Consider the following 201-nt stretch of genomic DNA (forward strand, 5'->3'; position numbering starts at 1 on the left):
CTAACTGTAGCATTTAAAATACGTCCCTTTACTTCACGACTTTTGGCAAATCGAACAAGACCTAGTTTTGGCAATTTTATTTTGTTTCCAACAACGGCAATGTTTTCATTTGTTTGTTTTGTGGTATAAGATTGTACGTTGTTCTTCTTAGATTTGAAACACGGGGCACTGTTTTGTTTTTTGAAAAAGCGTGTATAAGCA

Annotated in this window: 1 pseudogene; it reads right to left on the minus strand. The window is 34.3% G+C overall.

The features are described 5' to 3' along the window. Nucleotides 1-201 (minus strand): annotated as a pseudogene (locus tag JDS95_RS32340) (IS200/IS605 family element RNA-guided endonuclease TnpB); the annotation flags it as partial.

The organism is Bacillus cereus group sp. N24, assembly GCF_016483345.1.
Classification (GTDB): Bacteria; Bacillota; Bacilli; order Bacillales; family Bacillaceae_G; genus Bacillus_A; species Bacillus_A toyonensis.